We start from the raw sequence: 18786 nt of genomic DNA on the forward strand, positions 1-18786 counted from the left end.
CACAATTACAACAACAAGCCAATTTTGAGGAGCGAACGCCATGGCGCGTTTCGATAATCGGGTTGCCATCGTCACCGGGGCCGGCAGCGGTATTGGCCGGGCCACCGCGTTGCGTTTGGCGCGCGAAGGTGCCCGTGTGGTGCTGGCGGATGTGTCCGATTCCGGGCTGCTGGATACCGAAAACCGCCTGCCGGAAGGCGCGGAGTGTTTGCGCCGGGTTGTGGATGTGGCTGATGAAGCCCAGGTAAAGGCCCTGGTGGATGAAACCCTGGCGCACTTTGGCCAGGTGGATGTGTTGTGCAACATCGCCGGTATTGCCAGTGCCCAAGGTAGCCATCCCCCCGTTACAGAGAACGAGCGTGCGGAGTGGGATCAGGTCCTGTCGGTGAACCTGATCGGCTCGATGTTGCTGATCAAGCACACCGCCCCGCACATGCAGGCCCGCAAGCTGGGGTCGATTGTGAATACCGCATCGGTGGCAGGGCTGCGCTCCGGCGCCGGCGGTAACGCCTATAGTGCGTCCAAGGCCGGGGTGATCAACCTCACCATGACCGCGGCCTGTGATTTGGGCGACGACAATGTTCGGGTGAATGCGGTGTGCCCGGGGCTGGTGGAAACCGGCATGACCCAGGCGGTGTTCGATTACGCCCGCGCCCATGAAAAAGCCCACAAGCTTGGCTCCCGCTGTGAACTGCGCCGCTATGGCGACCCCGAGGAAATTGCCGCCGCGATTCTGTTTTTTGCCAGCGACGATGCCAGTTACATCACCGGTCAGGCATTGCCGGTGGACGGCGGCAACACCGCGTCCCTGAATCTGCCCGGAATGAAAGTCTGATGAGTTACGAGGAATCTGATCTGATGAACGGAACCGATCTGCCCGGTTTCCACAGCCTGCTGGGCTATAGCCAGGCCTCCTGGGAAGAAAACGAGGCGGTAATTGAGCTGGAGCTCCAGGCCCGGCACCTGAATCTGGGTGGTGTAATCCACGGTGGTGTGCTGACCTCGCTGCTGGACATTGCTATGGCCCAGGCAGGCACCCATTGCCCTTATCCCGGCCGCATGCGCAAGGCCATCACTCTGTCGCTGACCACCACCTTCACCGGGCAGTGCTCGAGTGGCGTTATTCGCGTCACCGGCCGAAAGCGTGCCGGTGGTACCCGGATCTTTAACAGCACCGGGGAAGTCCACGATGACCAGGGCAACCTGCTGGCCATTGCCGAGGGCACTTTCCGCATTCGTTCCGGCAGCGACAAGCCGGAAGGTGTGCCGATCTGATGACGGAACAAGAACAACAAGCAGGTGATCGCGTTTGCCGCGGTTCACTGAATCAACGCCAGATTTATAAAAGAGGAAGCCGACATGTTTGAGTTGTCTGACAAGGTCAAAGCATTGCAGGCGCAACTGATCGAGTTCATGGATGCCCACATCTATCCAAACGAACACGTCCATCACCAGCAGATCGAACAGGCGGAAAACCGCTGGGCGCCGGTGCCAATCATCGAGGAACTGAAGAGCAAGGCCAAGTCAGCGGGGTTGTGGAACCTGTTCCTGCCGGAAAGTGACCTTGGCGCGGGGCTGACCAACTTCGAGTACGCCCACCTGTGTGAAATCATGGGTCGTTCGGAAATGGCGCCGGAGGTGTTCAACTGCTCCGCGCCAGATACCGGCAACATGGAAACCATTGCCCGCTACGGCAATGAAGAACAACAGGAGCAGTGGCTGAAACCCCTGCTGGCTGGGGAAATCCGCTCCTGTTTCTCCATGACCGAACCGGATGTGGCCTCCTCAGACGCCACCAACATCGCCTGCGAGATTCGCCGCGAAGGCGATGAGTATGTGATTAACGGTCGCAAATGGTGGTCGTCCGGTGCCATGACCACCACCGCCAAGATCGCCATTGTCATGGGTAAGACCGATCCGGATGCGCCCAAGCACCAGCAGCAGTCGATGATTCTGGTACCGCTGGATACCCCGGGCGTGACGATGATCCGGCCGTTGACGGTGTTCGGCTATGACCACGCACCCCACGGCCACGCCGAGATTCACTACGAGAATGTGCGGGTACCGGCCAGCAATATGCTGCTGGGCGAAGGCCGGGGTTTCGAGATCGCCCAGGGCCGCCTCGGGCCGGGCCGGATTCACCACTGCATGCGCACCATCGGTGTGGCCGAGCGGGCGCTGGAGCTGATGTGCAAGCGTGCCAATGAGCGCGAAGCGTTTGGTAAGCCCCTGTCGAGCTTCGATTCCATCCGCAAGGACATCGCCCGCAGCCGCATGGAGATTGAGCAGGCGCGGCTGATGACCCTGAAAGCGGCACACATGATGGACACCGTGGGTAACAAGGTGGCCCGTCAGGAGATCGCGATGATCAAGGTGATCGCCCCGAGCATGGCGCTGAAGGTAATCGATCGTGCTATCCAAGTGCACGGTGGCGCCGGTGTCAGTCAGGACACTTTCCTGGCTTCGGCCTGGGCCAAGGTGCGCACGTTGCGGCTGGCGGATGGGCCGGATGAGGTGCATTTGGATTCGGTGGCCAAGTTGGAACTGCGTCAGTACCGCTGATCTGAACCCGGCCCGAGACATTGGGCGAGGGAACACGCAAACAGGGGCCTTCCGGGACACGCCGTTAATACGTCCCTGTAGGCTTGTGAAAAACTTCCCTGTTTTTCACAGTCCCGGAAGGCCCCTGTTTGCGTGTCCCGCCATCTTGTGAGTATGAGGATCGAACGATGAACAACCCGCTTTTTGATATGACCGGCAAGGTTGCCCTGGTCACCGGTTCCACCAAGGGTATTGGCCGTTCCATTGCCGAAGAAATGGCCCGCCTGGGCGCAAAAGTGGTGATCTCCAGCCGCAAGGCCGAAGCCTGCGAGCAGGTCGCGAATGAGCTGAAAGCACAGGGCTACGAGGCCATCGCCATTCCCTGTCACGTTGGCAAAAAGGAAGACCTCCAGAACCTGGTCGAAAAGACCAATGAAGCCTGGGGCGCCATCGACGTGCTGGTCTGCAACGCCGCCACCAATCCCGTGTACGGCCCAACGTCCGAGATGACTGACGAGGCCTGGGACAAGATCATGGACACCAACGTCAAAGGCACCTTCTGGCTCACCAACATGGTGCTGCCACAGATGGCGGAAAAAGGTGAAGGCGCGGTGGTATTGCTGTCCAGCATCGCCGGCATTCGCGGCAACACCACCATCGGAACCTACGGCGTATCCAAGGCCGCCGAGGCAGCTCTGGCCCGCAACCTGGCGGTGGAGTGGGGTCCGAAAGGCATTCGCATCAACAGCATAGCCCCCGGTCTGATCAAGACCGATTTCGCCAAGGCCTTGTGGGAAGACCCGGTTCGGGTAAAACGCGCCGAAGACAAAACACCGCTAAGAAGAATCGGCGACCCAGTCGATATCGCCGGCTTGGCGGTTTTTCTTTCGACCAAGGCCAGTGCCTACATAACCGGCCAAGTCATCGTAGCCGACGGCGGCGAAACCATTTGTTAAGGGTATTCGGATAAAGGTATGCCAAGGCTGGTGGGTGGTGTGTCTTTCTGCCGGGAAAAAGATGTCTGAGCGCAGCGAGTTATTTTTCCCAGAAGAAAGATACACCATCTGCCGGCCGCCGCCCCCAAACCAAGGCAAAAAAGCATGAGCATCACCCCAGACCTGGTAGACGTCCTACCAGCCCACAAATTCAACGAAGCCAACCTCCTGGCCTGGCTGCAACAAGCCATCCCAGGATTCGGCAACCGCCTGCAGGTCCAACAGTTCCAGGGTGGCCAGTCCAACCCCACGTTCCTGCTGGATACCGAGAGCGGCCGCTACGTGCTGCGCAAAAAGCCACCGGGCAAGACCCTGCCATCGGCCCACATGGTCGAGCGCGAGTACAAAGTCATCCGCGCCCTGGCCGACAACACCTCAGTGCCGGTGCCTAAGGCCCGGGTGTTGTGCGAAGACAGCGAGGTTATTGGCACGCCGTTTTACGTCATGGACTTCATGGAAGGCCGGATCGTCAGCCACTCGGCGCTGCGGGCGCTGGAAAAAGCCGAGCGGATGCCGGCTCACCATTCGGCCATCGATACCCTGGCGGCGCTGCACTCGGTGGATGTGAACGCCGTTGGACTGGGCGATTTTGGTAGGCCCGAAGGCTATGTTGCCCGCCAAGTCGCGCGCTGGACCAAGCAGTACCTGGCCTCCAAAACCGACGACCTGCCCGAAATGGACAAACTGATCGAATGGCTGCCTGAGAATTTGCCGTCGACCGACGAGTGCGCCATTGCCCACGGCGATTACCGGTTCGGGAACCTGATGCTGGCACCTAATTGCCCACAGGTTATTGCGATTCTGGACTGGGAGCTGTCGACCCTGGGGCATCCATTGGCGGACCTGGCCTATTACTGCCTGCCGTACCACCTGCCGTCAGATTTGGAAGGCGTGCGCGGTTTGCTGGGTGAGGATCTGGAAGCGCTGGGTATTCCAACCGAGCAGGAGACCATCAAGCGCTATTGTGACCAGAGCGGCCGGGATAGCATCGACGACTGGCACGTGTACCTGGCATTTTCGCTATTCCGCCTGGCGGCTATCCTGCAGGGTGTCTACAAACGGGCTCTGGATGGCAATGCCGCCAATGCCAATGCCCTGGATGTGGGCAAGCGCGCCAGCCTGCTGGCCCAGGTTGGCTGGAGGATTGCCAGTGAAGGAGTGCAGCCATGAGCGAAAAGACAGCCATGAGCGAAAAGATAGCCATGAGCGAAGAGACGGCTATGGGTGAAGCCACCGTAAATAACGGTCCCATCGTCGAGCGCATCCTGATTACCAACGACGACGGCATTAACGCGCCTGGGCTGACGATCCTCGAGGCGATCGCCCGCAAGCTGGCCAATGAAGTCTGGATTGTCGCCCCGGAGCACGATCGCAGTGGCGCCGGCCAGAGCATCTCAATCCACGATCCCTTGCGGGTCTACGAAACCGGCACACGGCGCTACGCGGTGTCCGGTACGCCAGCCGATTGCGTGCTCTATTCCCTGGCCAAATGGTTTGAGGAAACGCCGCCGGATCTGGTGCTGTCCGGGGTGAATTGCGGCGCCAATATCAGCGATTCGGTGCAGTACTCCGGCACCGTGGGTGCGGTTCTTAGCGCCTTGCACATGAACATTCCGGCCATTGCCCTGAGCCAGGCGTTCCTGTCCCGCGAGGGCATCCAGTGGGACCCGGTCCGGCAATTTGGCGAGCTGGTTATCCGCAAACTCTGGCAAAGCTCGGAAATCCGCGCCTGGAACGTGAACTTCCCGGCCTGTGACGCGGATGACATCAAACTGGCCCGCTGGTGCCGGCAATCTACGGGCTCCATTCAAAGGTCCCGGCTGCTGGCCGGCAAGGATGCTCGCAGCCTGCCCTACTGGTGGCTGGGCTTTGATCGCGATTCCCGGCACATCGTCGAGCCGGATGCCGATGTTTCGGTGCTGCGGGAAAAAGCCATCGCCATCCAGCCCTTACGGCATCAGGACCCGCTGCCTGGGGGCAGCACCGAATTCGATTTGGCCGCCTCGGCGGTCGACTGACTAACACTGGGAGTACAGCAAACATGTTCACACGCCACCACAAGGTATGGCCGCACGAACTGCCAAAAACCATGACCCTGCCGAAGACCAGCCTCTTCACCAACCTGGAGATCTCGGCGCGGCGGTTTCCCGACCATACCGCGATCATCTTCTACGACGCGCCCATCACTTACCGTCGCCTGTTGACGGAAGTTGAAGCCATGGCCGGTTACCTCCAGTCCCAAGGCGTGCAGAAGGGTGATCGGGTGCTGTTGTACATGCAGAACTCGCCGCAGTATGTGATTTCCTACTACGCCATCCTGCGTGCAGACGCCGTGGTCATTCCGGTTAACCCGATGAACCGTTCGGCCGAGCTAGAGCATTACATTGCCGATACCGGTGCCCACGTGTGCCTGGCAGGTCAGGAGCTGGAGGGCTTTATTACCCCGCTGCTGGCGGAGACCGATCTGGAGCGCGTAGTGGTGGCCTCCTACAGCACCTACATCAAGCCGGATACTGATCTTAAGCTGCCTGCAGAAGTGGCAGCCCCGGCCTGGTCCAACGACGTGCCGGGCCTGGTGAGCTGGGAAGCCGCCATGGCCGAGGCACAGGTGCCGGCCAAGCACACCGCGGGCCCGGATGACCTGGCGGTGATTCCCTACAGTTCCGGTACCACTGGCGCGCCTAAGGGCTGCATGCACACGCATCGATCGGTGATGGCCACAGCCGTGCACCGGGTATTCTGGAACCTGAGTACCCAGGACAGCGTGCAGCTGGCGACCCTGCCGTTCTTCCACGTGACCGGCATGACCGGTTCCATGAACGGTCCCATCTACTGTGGTGCGACCTCGGTAATCATGACCCGTTGGGACCGCACCACCGCCTCCCGGTTGATTGAACGCTACAAGGTCACCGGCTGGACTAACATTGTCACCATGGCGGTGGATTTCCTGTCCAACCCGGACATCGGTCAGTACGACCTCTCCAGCCTGAATATGATTGGCGGTGGCGGTGCCGCCATGCCGGTCGCCGTGGCCGAAAAACTGAAGAAGCTGACTGGCCTGGATTACATTGAAGGCTACGGCCTGTCGGAGACCATGGCAGCGACCCATATCAACCCCAATGACAATCCCAAGCCGCAGTGCCTGGGTATCCCGGTGTTTGACGTCGACAGCCGGATCATCGATGTCGATACCCTGGAGGAGAAGGCACCCGGCGAGACTGGCGAAATTGTCTCGTATGGCCCACAGGTGACGAAGGGTTACTGGAACCGGCCGGCGGAAACCGAGGCGGCCTTTGTGGAAATCGACGGCAAGCATTTCTTCCGCACCGGCGATCTGGGCTACTACGATGAGGACGGCTATTTCTTCATGGTCGACCGGGTCAAGCGCATGATCAACGCCTCCGGGTTCAAGGTCTGGCCGTCCGAGGTTGAGGCACTGATGTACCGCCACCCGGCCATCCATGAGGTGTGCATCATCTCCTCGCCCGACCCCAAGCGCGGCGAAACTGTGAAGGCCTGCATCGTGCTGACTCCGGAGGCCGAGGGCGTAACGTCGGTCGAGGACATCACCGGCTGGTGCAAGGAACAGATGGCGGCCTACAAGGTGCCGGCGATCGTTGAGTTTGTGGAGGCGTTGCCCAAGTCGCCCACTGGCAAGTTGATGTGGCGGGCGTTGCAGGAACAAGAGTGGGAAGCCAGGAATAAAACCGCATGACTGATAAACCCAGCATTCTGATAGTCGGCGCCGGTGCCATCGGCAGCTTTTACGGCGCCATACTGAAGCGGGCCGGTTGCTCGGTCAGCACCGTTCTGCGCTCCGAGTACGAGGCGGTGAAGGAAAACGGTATTCGTATTTCCAGCCCGCTCGGGGATCTCTCCTACCGGCCGGACCAGGTTTACCGGGGCGGGGACAGTCCCCAATCGCCGCCGGACTACCTGATCCTGTGTGTGAAGGTATTGCCGGGCACCGACCGTGCCGAGCTGGTACGCCCCTGGATGGGGGCCCAGACCCGGCTGGTGCTGATCGAGAATGGTCTGGATATCGAGCGCGAACTGGCGGAGGCTTACCCCAGAAACCCCCTGATCAGCTGTCTGGCATTCATCGCGGCCAGCCGCACCGAGCCTGGGGTGGTTGAACACAAGGCCTACGGCAAACTGGTGATGGGTAGTTACCCCGAGGGTATCAGTGACGATTGCCGAACCCTGTCGGATCTGTTCATCGATGGTGGCATCAAGGTGGATCTGACCGAGGCGGTGGTGGGTGAGCGCTGGCGCAAATGCCTGTGGAATACCCCGTTCAATCCGCTGTCGGTGATCGCCAATGGCGCTGACACCCGGACTATTCTCGATACCGAGGGTGGCGAAGCGTTGATCCGTGCCATGATCCGGGAAGTGATGGCGGTGGCAGAGGCCGAAGGCTATCCCATGGAGGAGTCGCTGATTGAGCAGAACATCGAGGGCACCCGTAAGATGCCGCCTTACAAGAACAGCATGGCGCTGGATTACCTGAACGATCGCCCCATCGAGCGGGATGCCGTGTTGGGCAACGTGGTGGCTCTGGCGGAACGCCATGGCATTGCGGTGCCGCACCTAACTACAGTGCTGGTGACGCTCAGGATGCGCGCCAAACTCGAAGGTCGGGGCTGAAGGGGGGGCTCACTAGGGTAGCCGTTGCCGATCAGTCGGAGCCCTGTCCCGATCCGTCTTCGCAAGAATCGCTACCGGTTTTGTTGGCCGGCAACGAATCCTTGCCTACGCTGATATCGCCCAAGGGACGGCTGGAGCGGCGCTGCAGCATTTCAGCAAAATCCAGAAGCAGTTGCCGGTCGTCTTCGATCAGGGAGATGAAGGCGGCATTGAGTGCGACCTGCTCCGAATCGAGCTGCTTTCGTTCGGCAACGGAAAATATGTCCGTGAGGGAAAGGTCCAGAGATTGGGCAAGCCGATACAGCAGTTCCAGGCTGGGCCTTGCCAGCCCTCGTTCAATTCGGGACAGGTTGCCTACGTGAGAGTCACAGCGTTCCGCCAACTCCGCCAGAGTCATGCCCTGCTGTTTTCTCAAACGTCTGATTGCCTGCCCTAAGTTCATGTGCTTTCTCTGATTTCTAAGGCCATGATTTTACGTTCAAATTCTCCGACAAACAAAGGTGCACAAAGCACATATTTGGAACGTAAAAATAGCCTTTCAAGCAATAAATGCGGGGTGGTAGATCGCGGTCAAGGTTATCTCTAAAGGGTAGTCTGACTTTGTTGCGCTGTAACCTTGTCGCCCTAATGGTTCATCAACAGCGCCAGCAAATCGCTTTCCTTCATCGGCCGGGCAAAATAGAACCCCTGCCCAAGTGGACATCCGAGATCCCGGAGAAGGTGCCACTGGGCTTCGGTTTCGATGCCTTCGGCAATGGATTCGATTCCAAGATTGTTGGCCATCTGGGCGATTGTTGTTACCACGCTGACGGCATTCTCATCCTCCGGGACTCCGTTCAGAAACCCTCGGTCGATTTTCAGTGTTGTGATCGGAAGGGATTTTAGTCGAGCCAGGGAGGAATAGCCGGTGCCAAAATCATCGATGGCAACCTCGATGCCGGCGGCGCGAAACTCTTCAACAACGCCTTCCATGCGGTCGACGTCGTGCATTAGAGAGCCTTCTGTCAGCTCAACTTTTAACGCAGAGGGTGGTAACCCTAGTGAGTCCATGAGCTTGACGGTTTTTTCAACCAGGTTGTGTTGCCACAGCTGTGCGATGGCGAGATTGACCGTAATCTGCAGGTCGGTAAAGCCATGGACTCTCACCCGTTTGAGCGCCCTAAGCGATTCCTCCATCACCCAGTCTCCAATGGTGACGATGAAACCGGACTCCTCGGCAATGGGAATGAACTCTGCCGGTGAGATGTAAGTACCATCGGCCTGAGGCCATCGTAGCAGGGCCTCGGCCGCGATAATGCGGCCATCGGTCAAGTCGACAATCGGTTGCAAGGCAATTTCAAACTCCCTGTTCTCGACACTGTGATACAGCCGGTTTTCCAGTGCGAGACGCTGTTGCCGACGCACCGAAAGATCGATGGAGTAAAGCTCAAAGCTGTTTCCGCCTATTTTTTTGGCCTCGAACATTGCATCTTCGGCTTTCATCAACAGCCCGAACGCGTCCTGGGCGTGGGCTGGGCACATACCAATACCGATACTGCTCTCGATATGGTGCTCCTTCCCCAGGATTTGAAAGGGTTTCTGAAGTTCATTCAATATCTCGTCGGCAATTGAGCTGGCCTGGCCGAGAGCGTGTTCGTAAGGCGTGGGCGATGGACTTTGAGGGCCGTCAAGTGGCATGAGAATGACAAATTCATCGCCGCCATGGCGGGTGACCAGATCGAACTCCCGAGCTTTGGATTCAAGTCGATGGCCGACGTCAATAAGCATCGAATCACCGGCAGCATGGCCCAGTGCGTCATTGATGAGTTTGAATCCATCCAAGTCGATATACAGCAGCGCGGTTGTTGGCGGGTAGGGGCTTGGCTTCTGTAATCTGAGATCCAGAGCCCTTAGCAGAGCGGTTCTGTTGGACAAACCGGTCAGGCTGTCGCGATAGGCGATCCTGAGCGCTTCACGCTCACGTCGCCGATGGCTGAACTTTTCGCGCAGTGAGTAGATGCCTCGCAACGCGTTATCAATGAAGCGCTGCAACAGATCAAGCTCACTATCGTCAAAGAGTTCCGGCTCGGAATTATAAATTGCCAGGCAGGTCGATGGTTGCTCGTCATGTTGGGTGAGCGGAAAAACGATGACCGCTCTTGGCCGCGCTGCTTCCCGTGTTGGCCTGGTTCCACCGATGTAACTTGGCTCAGGCAACAGGCTCTGACTCAGTATTCCGGTTTCGAAACACTCGGCCATCGCGCTCGACGAAACTGCGTCTTGATCGACATCAGAAAATACGCGGGGAACCAGGTCGCTGAAATTACCTGAGACCGCGACCGGTTTGATGGTTTTGTCGGTGTCATTAAGGCGTTGGCCAATCCACGCCAGCGGATACCCGCCTTCACAAGTCAGGCTTTTGCATATATCGGTCAGAATGTCCTGTTCGCTGCAGGCGCGAATAGTGCGGTCATTGCCCGCGTTGGAAGCTTGTAGTGCTCTGGCTACACCCTTGTGTTCTAGCTCCGCAGGCACGATCTCGAGGTTTCGTGTCTCAGGACGGTTGCGAAAGCGCAACAGACTGTGGGCACGAGCTCGAAGTTCAACCTCTGAAATCGGAGTTCGGAGGAGGTCGTCGACAAGATCACCGAGCAACGCCTCAGGCGTCTCTATGTCGTCTTCGCTGACGATCAGCAGGATCGAAACTTGTTCACTGGGCGGCAGATTTCTCCACCGACGAATTTCGAGTTCGTGTCTCTTCAAGGCGGGAAGATCGACAATGGCAAGGTCGATACTGCCCGCTGCCCAAGCCGATACGCCTTGTTCAGTCACATTGAAGTCTTTTCTTTCTGTCAGAAGTCTTCGGGTGCTCGAATCTTCCGTTATCACCGCCACGTGCAGTGGAGATGATGAGTCTGAAGGCAGGTTATTCGATTGGAATATGCCGGTCATCAGAGGTTTTCTCTTTCAAGGTAAGCGGGTAGGACGGAGCCCGCTTCTGGTTACACTTTAAAACGTCCGGAAACCCGTTTGAGATCGCTCCCAAGTTGGGCCAGGTCGTTAGAAGAAATCGCAATCTGGTTGTTAGCTGTCGCATTTTGCTCAGTTACTTCGCGAATACTGACAATGTTTTCGCTAATGTCCTCGGCAACCGATGTCTGTTCCTCCACTGCGGTTGCAATCTGCTGGTTCATTGACTGAATGGTTGCTGCTGAATCGGCAATGCTGGAGAGCGCTTCCCCGGCTGTGCGAGAGGTGTGTACTGACGACTCCGCACTTTCGCTGTTGCCGTGCATGCTTTCGACAGCCTCGTAAGCACCTTGCTGAAGATTCTTTACCAGAGTTTCAATTTCCCCAGTGGAATCGTGGGTGCGCCGTGCCAGCGCACGAACTTCATCGGCAACTACCGCAAATCCACGCCCCTGTTCGCCGGCCCGAGCTGCTTCAATCGCTGCGTTCAATGCCAGCAGGTTGGTCTGCTCGGCAATGTCGCGAATGACGTCCAGAATGGATCCAATGTCTGCACTGTCATCTCTGAGCCTGGAAATTTGTCCCGCCGTGCCATTAATGTCCTGGGACAAGGTTTCGACCTTGCTCATCGCTGTGGATACCACCCTGTACCCCTCTTTAGCGCGGGCGTCAGAGTCGGAGGCAGAGTGGGCAGCAGCTTCTGCATTTTGAGCAACTTCCTGAATGGTCGCCGTCATTTCATTCATCGCCGTGGCGACTTGGTCAGTTTGGTCCCGCTGCTGTGTTGCACCCGCTCTGGTCTGCTCGGTAACCGCCGACAACTCCTCGGCAGAACTGGCGATCTGTGAAATACCGTCGGATACTTCTTTTACCATGTGCCGGAGATTTTCCGTCATTACCTGCATGGCCATCATGAGACGTCCGAGGTCATCCTTCCTATTGGTGCTGATGTCCTGGGACAGATCGCCATCAGCAATTTTGCTGGCATGGGCAACAAGCTGTTCTAGCGGGCGCACAATCGATCGAGTGATCAACAATGCCGAGCCGGTACCCACGACCACGGCCACGACAGTGGCGCCTATCAGAATAAGCAGGGCGCTGTCCCTGGTTTTGGTCATGAGCGAGCGTTCACTGGCCAGCGCCGCTTCAGCCTGTTCCCGCGCGTTCCGCGCCAGTTCAGTCACATGAGCCTCATCCTGTGTCATGCTTTCGACACTTCTGGTGAGCGCAAAGAGCGTGGTCTCGTAGGAGCCAAGGGCGGCCTCAAGTTTGGCGATTCGGCTCTGCGCCGACGACGTGACAGCGTAGTCAGCCAGTTCTGCCGTGCCTTCCTTTATGGCAGACAGGCGCTCGGTCAAAGCGGCTGAATCTTGTGGGCTTTCTGACAGCACGTAGTTTTTCTCGATGCGGCGGGCATCCAGCATTTCGCGCGCCAGCTCGCCGGAGCGCCGGACCATCAGCTGGGTTTCCCGGGCCTCCAGTTCCTGACCAGCCCTGAGTTGTTGCTGTGAACGGCTCTGGAAAAACTGCTCAAGTTGCACAAAACCATCCACAGCTTCACGGGCGCGTACTTCCATCGAATCAAGAGCCGCTTCGCTGTCAGCCTTTTGCGCAACCATTCTCTGAAAAGCGTCACGATACTCCGCGAGGTCCTTCTGAATGCTTGCCATGGCTGTTTTCTGTTCGGGACTTTCCAGGCGGGCCTGGGCGGCCTTGGCAATGGCACTAGCCTCATCAATGGCCTGATTAGTGCCATCGACATAACGTGGCTGGCCGCGAAGGAAAAAGTTCTTTTCGTTGAAGCGTGCTTCATCAATACGATTGTTGATTTTAGAAACGGTACGGACCTTGTCGTTTCGATCAAACAAATCTTGAAAAGCTGAATAAGAGGATAAAGCCGTGCCGGCGATCAGTAATATTATGAAACCAAAGGCCAATAAAAGCTTAAATTTTACAGAAGTATTCGATAAAAAATTTTGCATCAGAGCAATCAGTACCTGCACTGGCAGTAGGGGCTCCTTGCTTTACATGCCGGCTTAAAGGGGGTGAATAATATTTCCATTATTACTGCCCGATAATGTTGAAGTTGATGACTCTATATATATTGGGAAAGGTTGTCTAATTATTGCTTTTATTTAACTTGATTTATTTATATAAAGAAAAAAATAAAAGCCAATATGCATAAAGTGCATATAATTCCGTTATTACATATATGTTTATTGTTTTTTTGGCGGGCCGGGTGGAGCAATAAGAGGTTAAAGGCGTTCTTCAGCGTGAGGTGAGGGTCATCCGCCTGTACGGATGACCTGTCCCCGGGTTCAGGTTACATACATCACAAGATTTTCGGCCACACAGGCCGGCTTCTCCTCGCCCTTGATCTCCACCGTGGTGTGGTAGCTGGCCAGATACCTATGGTCATCTACCCGGGTCACATCAATCAATTCCATCCGCGTGCGGATGTCCGAGCCGGATTTCACTGCTGACGGGAAACGCAGCTTGTTCAAGCCGTAGTTGATGCTGGCGCTGATGCCGCTGACCTGCAGCACCTGGGTATTCAATTTGGGAATCAGCGACACGGTCAGAAAGCCGTGGGCCACCGGACTGCCCCAAGGGCTTTCCAGACGGGCACGCTCCACATCCACATGAATCCACTGGTGATCGCCGGTGGCATCGGCGAAGGCCTGGATCATGTCCTGGGATACGGTGTGCCAGGGGCTATGGCCGATGACCTTACCCTTGTAGTCGTTCAGTTCCTCGAGTGTTGGGGTCAGCACGGGTTGCTCCTTGTGGGTTTCATCGTTTACACCGCGTAGCCGGGGTTCTTGCTGTCCAGCAGGCGCAACAGGGCCGGCCAGGTCAGCTTGGCCGCGGCGCCCAGGTTCTGTGATTGCTCGGCGGTGGTCTGTACTGCCTGCTCCGACGGCATCCAGGTGGGCCCGCAGCTCTGGGCTTTGACCTGGATCTCGCAGGCTTTCATCAGGAAGTACAGGTAGGTGAAGGTTTCCGGCACGGTCTGACCGGCGGTCAGCACCCCATGGTTGCGCAGCAACATCATCGACTTGTTGCCCAGGTCGCTGATCAGGCGTTCGCGTTCGTCCAGGTTCAGGGCCACGCCTTCGTAGTCGTGATAGCTGAGGTGGTCCAGGCACAGCATGGCGGTCTGACTCAGGGGCAGCAGGCCGTCCCGGTGTGCGGACACCGCGACACCGTCGGCGGCGTGCAGGTGCATGACTGCGCCGGCATCGTCGCGCCCCATGTGCACGGCACTGTGAATGGTGAACCCGGCGGGATTAACCCGGCCCAGCCCACCTGCGGCCACCACCTGGCCGTCCTGATCCACTTTCACCAGCGACGAGGCGGTAATTTCATGGAACAGCAGGCCGTAGGGATTGATCAGGAAGTGATGCTCCGGGCCGGGCACGCGGGCGGACAGATGGGTAAAAACCAGATCGTCCCAGCCAAACAGCGCTACTAAACGATAGGCGGCGGCCAGCTCGGTACGAACCTGCCATTCGGCCTTGTGCAGGGCTTTGTTTTCCGGATGTTCGGTGCTTGTTGTCATTGGTTCACCTCAATGGATCGGAACAACTAAAAAAGGGGGTGACCTTGCGGACACCCCCTGAACAGGACCTCAGACTCGAAGGGGGAGGTCCCGGACTCGCTACGGCACGGTGTCAGCCGACCTGTAACAGGTTGGCGTACCGCTCCAGGTGGAAGTCGTCGTCGCCCAGCTGATGGTTGATGGTGATCAACCGCTTGGCGTAGTGCGCAAAATTGTATTCCCAGGTCATGCCAATGCCGCCGTGGGACTGGATGCCGTTCTCGGAAATGAACTGGCCACTGCGTCCGATAACGTTCTTGGCTGCGCTCAGGATTCGCCGACGCTCGTCGCTCTGCTCGATATCGGCAACACTGGCGGCCAGGATCGCCATGGAGCGAGCCTGTTCCAGCTCTGACATCATGTCGACCATGCGATGCTGCAGCACCTGAAACTTACCGATGGGTACGCCAAACTGCTTGCGCTGTTTAAGGTAGTCCAGGGTCAGCTCGTTGGCGACTTCCATCACCCCCACGGCCTCGGCACACAGGGCAGCAATAGCGCGGCCACTCTGGTATTCGATGACATCGGCAGCTTTGCCTTCTTCGCCAAGCAGGGCGTCTGCGCCCACCTGAACATTGTTCAGAGTGATGTCACAGCCTTTGGAGCCGTCAATGGTCGGGTAGGTGCGACGCTCAACACCGTCGGTGTCCGGACTCAGGGCAAACAGGCTGATGCCGTCAGCTTCGCGGGTGTCGCCGGAGGTACGGGCAGACACCAGGATCAGGTCAGCACAGTGGCCGGCGATGACCACGGCTTTGCGACCGTTCAGGACATAGCCGTCACCGGACTTTTCGGCGCGGGTGGCCACATCGTTCAGGTCGTAGAAGCTCTGGGGTTCCTGCAGGGCTACGGCGGCCTTCAGCTCGCCGCTGGCAATTCCGCCCAGCCACTGTTCTTGCTGGCTGTCGCTACCCGCCTGGGCGATCAGGCCACCGCCGAGGATGACGGATTGCAGGTACGGTTCAAGGCACAGGCCGCGGCCCAGTTCCGTCATCACGGACTGGACTTCAACGCCACCGCCGCCAAAGCCGCCGAGTTCCTCGGAAAAGGGCACGGCGGTCAAGCCCAGCTCACTGAGCTGGCCCCAGAATGCCTCGCTGAAACCGGCTTCGGTTTCGCTGAATTCCAGGCGCTTTTCAAAACTGTACTCGCCGCGAACCAGGCGGGCCACGGTGTCCTGCAGCATTTGCTGCTCTTCGTTCAGTCGGAAATCCATGGTCGCCTCCTTAAAGCCCAAGAATCATTTTTGACACGATGTTTTTCTGGATCTCATTGGATCCGCCAAAAATCGAGAGCTTGCGGTTATTGAAGTAGTGGGCCGACAAGGGCGCAGCGTGCTCGTCTGAGAGGTACTCGCCGTCAAAACCATCGGCCAGCTCTTCCTCAACAAACGGCAGGGCATAGGGGCCAATGGCCCGGCGCGCCAGATCGTTGATCGACTGCCGGATCTCGGTGCCCTTCACCTTCAGCATGGAGCTTTCCGCACCCGGTACACCGCCGCCTTCAACCGAGGCAATGATGCGCAGGTTGCTGATACCAGCAGCGGTCAGGTCGATCTCCACCTTGGCGATGCGCTGGCTGAAGGTTGTGTTCTCGATCAGTGGCCGACCGTTCTTGAGACGGCGGGAAGCCAGCTGTTTGAGATGTGCCAGTGCCGCTTTGGATAGACCAATCCCGGCCAGGCCGGTGCGCTCGTAGGTCAGCAGGAATTTGGCATAGGTCCAGCCTTTATCTTCCTCTCCCACCAGGTTTTCCACCGGCACCTTGACGTCTTCAAAGAAGACTTCGTTGACCTCGTGTTCGCCATCCAGGGTGATGATTGGGCGAACGGTAATGCCCGGGGCGTCCATATCAATCAGCAGGAACGAAATGCCTTCCTGGGCCTTCACTTCGGTGTTGGTGCGAACCAGGCAGAAGATCATGTTGGCGTGCTGACCCAGCGTGGTCCAGGTCTTCTGTCCGTTCACGATGTAATGATCACCGTCGCGCACGGCGCGGGTTTTCAGGGACGCCAGGTCTGAGCCGGCGCCCGGTTCGGAGTAGCCCTGACACCACCAATCTTCGCCACTGAGGATGCGGGGCAGATAGGTCCGCTTCTGCTCTTCATTGCCGAACTTGATGATAACCGGTGCAACCATGTTGACGCCGAACGGCACAGAGCGAGGCACCCCGTAGCGGGAAGACTCTTCATCCCAGATGTGTTTCTGAACCGGTGACCAGGACACACCACCGTACTCTTCCGGCCAGTGGGTGGCATACCAGCCCTGGGCGCTGAGAATCTTTTGCCAGCGCTGGTGGTCGTCCTTGGTCAGGGGGCGGAAGGCTTTCACTTTGGCGGCGATGTCCGCCGGTAGCTTCTCATCCAGGAACGCGCGCACCTCGTCGCGAAAGGCGAGCTCCTCGGCTGTGTAGTTCATGTTCATGGGCAACCTCGTTTGGCGTCACAGCGAAAATATATACCGCATAGCAGAATAAGCCAATGATCCGTCAATAATGGCGCTCCTGTCAATGTCAATGAAACATAATCCTTGAAACTGATAAAAATGGAGTTTCATAAATATGTTTTGCGCCTTGTTAAAATAAAAATCTTTATCTAAGCTCGCTAACTCGGAAGTTGGTACTGCCTGGCGAAATCAATAATTATCCTGGGTTCGCAGAGCGAAATTAAATTGTTGTATTGCTCTATGACGCCAATTCCGAGCGCTTCAAAAAAACATTAACCACGCTGTATGAGGAATGAGATGACAACAACAAGACTTCCGGTGGCTGTAAGCCGACCCGCCGCATGGACATTAATTCCAGTGCTTCCGGCACTGCTCTTGGGCGCCCAGTCCGCCTCCGCTCAGGATTCGGAGCTGCAGGAGCTTCGCGAGCGCATCGAATTGCTTGAGTCGCATCTGGGTACTGGCACCGCGCCGGAGGCTCAGGTCGAAAATGATTACCTTCTCAAGGATGGTCGCGGAATACGCATTGGGGACACAACGGTGACCATTGGTGGTTTTATCAAGGCCGATGTCCTCGCGGGGTCCAATGGCAACGGCTGGAAAAACGCCTATTCCGTGGGTTTGGCCAGAACCTTCGCGGCAGCCGCCCGAGATGGCGAGAGCGATTGGAAGACCGGGTTCAGTGCCCGTGAGAGTCGGATTAGCATTGGCACCAAGACCAGTGACGTGGCCGGCCACGACCTCAAGACTTACGTTGAAATGGACTTTAACCAGGGTGCCAACGCTGACGGCAACGAGGTTGTGTCCAACAGCTATGCGCCCCGGCTGCGCCAGGCGTACGGTGCCTGGAACAACTGGCTATTCGGGCAGACCTACACCACCTTCACCGACCTGGCAGCCTTGCCGGAAATTCTCGATCAGGGCAAGCAGGCCGCTTTTGTCTATGTGCGTCAACCGATGATTCGTTACACCATGGCCGCGCCTGGCGGCAAGCTGATGCTGGCCTTGGAGAATCCGGAAGATGGATTCGGATCGGAGTCCTACGATGATCAGTCCTACCCAGACCTGGTCGCGCGCTATCAGATTCGCAATGAACTGGGGATGTACTCGGTCGCTGGTATTGTTCGCAACATCGAAGACGACGCAGCGGATGAAACCGTAACCACCGGAGCCTTCTCCCTTAGCGCACGTATTCCTACGGTGGGTCGTGATGACGTGCGATTGCAGTATAACTACGGTGATCTGGGCCGGTACATGGCGCTGTTTTCCTACCCTGATGTCGATCGCGCCGCCTTGGCCGCCGGAGACGTTGAACCACTCAAGACCTTCGGAGCGACGGCCGCGTACCGTCATTTCTGGAGCCCGAATTGGCGCAGCTCTTTGTCGGTGTCACACACCGAGATCGTCGATGAACTGACTGCTCCGCCAGCCGGAACGCTCAGCTATTTTGACGCGTCGACGTCGGTGCACGTGAACCTGCTTTGGTCGCCTCACAAAAAGCTGACGCTTGGCGTGGAATACGCGCACTGGAATTTTGCTGAAATTGCCAGCGACAGCAGCGAGCAATACGAACAGGTAATGGCCTCCGCGAAACTGGCGTTTTAATCTG

Annotated in this window: 16 protein-coding genes; 9 read left to right on the plus strand and 7 right to left on the minus strand. The window is 57.6% G+C overall.

Features of this window, described 5'->3' with window-relative positions:
- The first annotated feature begins 40 nt into the window (after positions 1-40).
- The 8 genes from FCS96_RS08570 (at position 41) to FCS96_RS08605 (ending at position 8183) form a co-directional block, all read left to right on the plus strand.
- A complete protein-coding gene (locus tag FCS96_RS08570) occupies positions 41-835 on the plus strand; it encodes an SDR family NAD(P)-dependent oxidoreductase (RefSeq protein ID WP_138439941.1) in 795 nt (264 codons plus the stop codon).
- Complete coding sequence (locus FCS96_RS08575; RefSeq protein ID WP_138439942.1) at positions 835-1275, plus strand: PaaI family thioesterase; 441 nt, start codon at positions 835-837, stop codon at positions 1273-1275. Before FCS96_RS08570 ends, FCS96_RS08575 begins: the two co-directional genes overlap by 1 nt.
- Positions 1276-1359: 84 nt before the next feature.
- Positions 1360-2562 carry an acyl-CoA dehydrogenase family protein gene (locus tag FCS96_RS08580; RefSeq protein WP_138439943.1) on the plus strand — a complete coding sequence of 401 codons (1203 nt, stop codon included), beginning with the start codon at positions 1360-1362 and terminating at the stop codon, positions 2560-2562.
- A gap of 167 nt (positions 2563-2729) precedes the next feature.
- Positions 2730-3497, plus strand: a complete 768-nt coding sequence (locus tag FCS96_RS08585) for an SDR family NAD(P)-dependent oxidoreductase (protein WP_138439944.1) — start codon at positions 2730-2732, stop codon at positions 3495-3497.
- A 144-nt stretch (positions 3498-3641) separates the two neighbouring features.
- On the plus strand, positions 3642-4706 hold the full coding sequence (locus tag FCS96_RS08590; RefSeq protein ID WP_138439945.1) for a phosphotransferase: 1065 nt from the start codon (positions 3642-3644) through the stop codon (positions 4704-4706).
- Positions 4707-4756: 50 nt separating this feature from the next.
- Positions 4757-5554 (plus strand): 5'/3'-nucleotidase SurE, encoded by a 798-nt coding sequence (surE, locus tag FCS96_RS08595; RefSeq protein ID WP_407658092.1) that lies wholly within the window; start codon positions 4757-4759, stop codon positions 5552-5554.
- Between the two features lie 23 nt (positions 5555-5577).
- Entirely contained in the window at positions 5578-7251 is a 1674-nt protein-coding gene (locus FCS96_RS08600) for a long-chain fatty acid--CoA ligase (protein WP_138439946.1), read from the plus strand.
- On the plus strand, positions 7248-8183 hold the full coding sequence (locus tag FCS96_RS08605) for a ketopantoate reductase family protein (RefSeq protein WP_138439947.1): 936 nt from the start codon (positions 7248-7250) through the stop codon (positions 8181-8183). The genes FCS96_RS08600 and FCS96_RS08605 overlap by 4 nt, the downstream gene beginning before the upstream one ends.
- 31 nt (positions 8184-8214) lie before the next feature.
- Here the strand turns inward: FCS96_RS08605 and FCS96_RS08610 are convergent, their stop codons facing one another.
- The 7 genes from FCS96_RS08610 to FCS96_RS08640 all read right to left on the minus strand — a co-directional run bounded on the left by FCS96_RS08610 (position 8215) and on the right by FCS96_RS08640 (position 17156).
- Entirely contained in the window at positions 8215-8625 is a 411-nt protein-coding gene (locus FCS96_RS08610; RefSeq protein WP_138439948.1) for a helix-turn-helix domain-containing protein, read from the minus strand.
- A 182-nt stretch (positions 8626-8807) separates the two neighbouring features.
- A complete protein-coding gene (locus FCS96_RS08615; protein WP_138439949.1) occupies positions 8808-11114 on the minus strand; it encodes a putative bifunctional diguanylate cyclase/phosphodiesterase in 2307 nt (768 codons plus the stop codon).
- Between the two features lie 50 nt (positions 11115-11164).
- Positions 11165-13135 carry a methyl-accepting chemotaxis protein gene (locus FCS96_RS08620; RefSeq protein ID WP_138439950.1) on the minus strand — a complete coding sequence of 657 codons (1971 nt, stop codon included), beginning with the start codon at positions 13133-13135 and terminating at the stop codon, positions 11165-11167.
- A 315-nt stretch (positions 13136-13450) separates the two neighbouring features.
- On the minus strand, positions 13451-13906 hold the full coding sequence (locus tag FCS96_RS08625; RefSeq protein ID WP_138439951.1) for a MaoC family dehydratase: 456 nt from the start codon (positions 13904-13906) through the stop codon (positions 13451-13453).
- A 26-nt stretch (positions 13907-13932) separates the two neighbouring features.
- Positions 13933-14694, minus strand: coding sequence for a class II aldolase/adducin family protein (locus FCS96_RS08630; protein WP_138439952.1), 762 nt, complete (start codon positions 14692-14694; stop codon positions 13933-13935).
- 112 nt (positions 14695-14806) lie between these two features.
- Positions 14807-15949 (minus strand): acyl-CoA dehydrogenase family protein, encoded by a 1143-nt coding sequence (locus FCS96_RS08635; RefSeq protein ID WP_138439953.1) that lies wholly within the window; start codon positions 15947-15949, stop codon positions 14807-14809.
- A 10-nt stretch (positions 15950-15959) separates the two neighbouring features.
- Positions 15960-17156 (minus strand): acyl-CoA dehydrogenase family protein, encoded by a 1197-nt coding sequence (locus FCS96_RS08640; protein ID WP_138439954.1) that lies wholly within the window; start codon positions 17154-17156, stop codon positions 15960-15962.
- A gap of 318 nt (positions 17157-17474) precedes the next feature.
- On the opposite strand from FCS96_RS08640, the gene FCS96_RS08645 reads away from it, so the two are divergent.
- The gene (locus tag FCS96_RS08645) at positions 17475-18782 is read left to right on the plus strand and encodes a DcaP family trimeric outer membrane transporter (protein WP_138439955.1); all 1308 of its coding nucleotides are present in this window, start codon (positions 17475-17477) and stop codon (positions 18780-18782) included.
- Positions 18783-18786 lie beyond the last annotated feature (4 nt).

The organism is Marinobacter alexandrii, from assembly GCF_005871205.1.
Lineage (GTDB): Bacteria > Pseudomonadota > Gammaproteobacteria > Pseudomonadales > Oleiphilaceae > Marinobacter > Marinobacter alexandrii.